The 2,351-nt window shown below is 35.8% G+C and carries 4 protein-coding genes; 1 reads left to right on the top strand and 3 read right to left on the bottom strand.

The features are described 5' to 3' along the window. The 3 genes from I2F62_RS12945 to I2F62_RS12935 form a co-directional block, all read right to left on the bottom strand. A partial coding sequence (locus I2F62_RS12945; protein ID WP_324625581.1) for a transposase occupies positions 1–126 on the bottom strand: 126 nt, incomplete at its 3' end. A gap of 178 nt (positions 127–304) precedes the next feature. Next, positions 305–754, bottom strand: coding sequence for a hypothetical protein (locus tag I2F62_RS12940; RefSeq protein ID WP_324627398.1), 450 nt, complete (start codon positions 752–754; stop codon positions 305–307). A gap of 153 nt (positions 755–907) precedes the next feature. Beyond that, complete coding sequence (locus tag I2F62_RS12935; protein WP_324627397.1) at positions 908–1,102, bottom strand: hypothetical protein; 195 nt, start codon at positions 1,100–1,102, stop codon at positions 908–910. 230 nt (positions 1,103–1,332) lie between these two features. On the opposite strand from I2F62_RS12935, the gene I2F62_RS12930 reads away from it, so the two are divergent. Next, positions 1,333–2,351 (top strand): ShlB/FhaC/HecB family hemolysin secretion/activation protein (locus I2F62_RS12930; RefSeq protein ID WP_420713764.1); only part of this gene is annotated, 1,019 nt, incomplete at its 3' end.

Here is a 2,351-nt window from a genome sequence, read left to right as displayed (position 1 = left end):
CTTCCATTTGTAGAACGTTGCCGTACTCATACCGTGTTCACGACAAAGATTCGGTACAGGCGTGCCAGATTCAGCTTGTTTTAAAATACTCATGATTAAACTGTCTGAATATTTTGATGTTTTCATAGAAAATCTCCTTGGACAAAGGTTAATCGATTTTCTACTTTTAAACTCGCTTAATTTGCGGGAGCATTACCATCCTTTTATAAATACCAACAGTGGTGTTTGTTATCTGCTTTGGTAGTGTTTCAAAAGTATGCTGGCATTAGGCGAATCCATTGTTGATATAAAGGCACCGTACTTTTTAGTTAGAAAATCCAAATAATTTTGCTTGTTGTTCTAAAATTCCGATTACACCAAAAAAATAAATGATGACAAACGCAAAACAAATTAAAAAAATTGTAATTACTCGGAAATAGTAAATGAATTTATTCATCCCTTTATTTCGACTGAGAGCTTTTAAGATCTGGCTGGTAGATTTTAGTTGAGTATCATTTAAAGAATGTTCAACTTTATCGCAGGTTAAGCAACGTAATAAATATTCTCGATAATCATGATACAGAACTGTAATATTGCATACAGCCAAGTATAGAGACCAGAGAAACATGGTAGTACCAGAAAAAATTAACATTAAATATTGATAAGTTTCTAATGTTGTTTTTGTTTCAGCACGATATGCGATTACAAGTGCAATGCCTCCTATAAATAATAAAGCAGCAATATTGCGAGCAAAAGCTAACAAACGTTCATTCATTAGATTGTCGAAAAGCATATTTTGATCCTTATTGTTTTGAAATACTAAAATATCTTTTTATTAAAATTAAGAGAATGTAGCGTTGATGGATAAGCGACACAATACGTCGTTAAAAATAGGAGTTAAATTGTGGTTATCGCGTTAAGAAGATAATTAAATTAAATGCAAAGCCAATTGCTCTGCAAACTTTTGCTCAATCCCTTCTGTCACAAAAATATCTGATTGTGAATTATTTTTTGTGTATCGGGGGGTGCTGTTTAAATCGGAATAAATAAACTCATCAATATTAGACGGATGGCTTAAACCAAACAGAACACCACCAATACATTGAATTAAAAATTCATTCATAAAAGTCTAACCAAACCTAGCAAGCATTTGAGTCTTGATATTTTACTGATTATTTTAAAATTCAATCATAAATTATCGTCGAAAAAAAGAGTATTGTTCATGTTTTATGCTATTTACAAAATTTAATAAATTTGAAACAATTTAATGCGAAATTAATCACAATTACTAGCATCATGCGAAATTTAAGACATAATAAGATCAGTTTAGCTATTTTTTTAGCACTCTTGGGTATGACAGTTAAAGCAGCAGAACCACAACCTCGACCAGAGTTTGAAACGGATGCGATAATACGCCAACAACAACGAGATGATGCCCTACAAAAACAAATTCAACCCGATGTAAATGTTAATCTTGGTCAACCTACAGCATCCATCTCTGCACAACAACTTCAATATTTAAAATCCCACAGTGAAAGCACGTGTTTCGAGATCAAAAAAATTCATTTACAAGGGGATGACGCCGCACACTTTATCTCGACTTTTAATGAAATTACCCAAGGTCAACATAACATTATTGGTCGCTGTCTTGGCGTTAAAGGCCTGAATCAAGCTTTAGAGTTGGTTCAAAATAAAATTATTGCCGATGGTTATGTCACTACACGCGTGCTACTGCCCCCACAAAATATTGCATCGGGTCAGCTTTACGTTGCAGTGGTTGTAGGTCGTGTTGATCAGGTGAAATTTGCCAAGGGTACTTCTGCGCGTGCGCATCAAATCAATGCCTTGCCGATTAAATCGGGTGACTTACTAAATATTCGTGATTTAGAACAAGGCCTTGAAAACTTTAAACGCGTGCCGACCGTTGATGCCGACTTTAAAATCCAGCCTGCCGAAAATAATCCTACTCCGGGCTATAGTGATGTGATTTTGGCTTGGCAGCAGAGCAAACCTTATCGCATCAATTTAAGTGTAGATGATGCGGGTTCAGATTCCACGGGAAAATATCAGGGCACAGCCACCCTATCTTTAGATCATTTACTCACCCTGAATGATCTTTTTTATATCAGCTATAACCATGATTTGGGTGGTGGAGATTCAGGAAAGCGTGGTGCCGATGGATTTTATGCCAGCTACAGTATTCCATTTGACTACTGGTTATTGAGTAGTAGTTATAGCAAATCAAACTACCACCAGACGGTCGCGGGTGCCAGTCAAAGCTATGAATATAGTGGAAAAAGTGAATTAATCGGTGTTGATTTATCAAGGGTGATTTATCGAGATTCACATCGAAAAACCACATTCGGTGTGGG

This window comes from Acinetobacter sp. MD2(2019), assembly GCF_035615615.1.
Lineage (GTDB): Bacteria > Pseudomonadota > Gammaproteobacteria > Pseudomonadales > Moraxellaceae > Acinetobacter.
Note: the sequence above shows the minus strand (reverse complement) of the source record. Positions and strands in the feature narration are given on the sequence as shown.

What these genes read in the sequence shown, in the direction of transcription:
- I2F62_RS12940 (WP_324627398.1), bottom strand. Translation starts at nt 754, where the DNA reads ATGAATGAACGTTTGTTAGCTTTTGCTCGCAATATTGCTGCTTTATTA.
- I2F62_RS12935 (WP_324627397.1), bottom strand. Translation starts at nt 1,102, where the DNA reads ATGAATGAATTTTTAATTCAATGTATTGGTGGTGTTCTGTTTGGTTTA.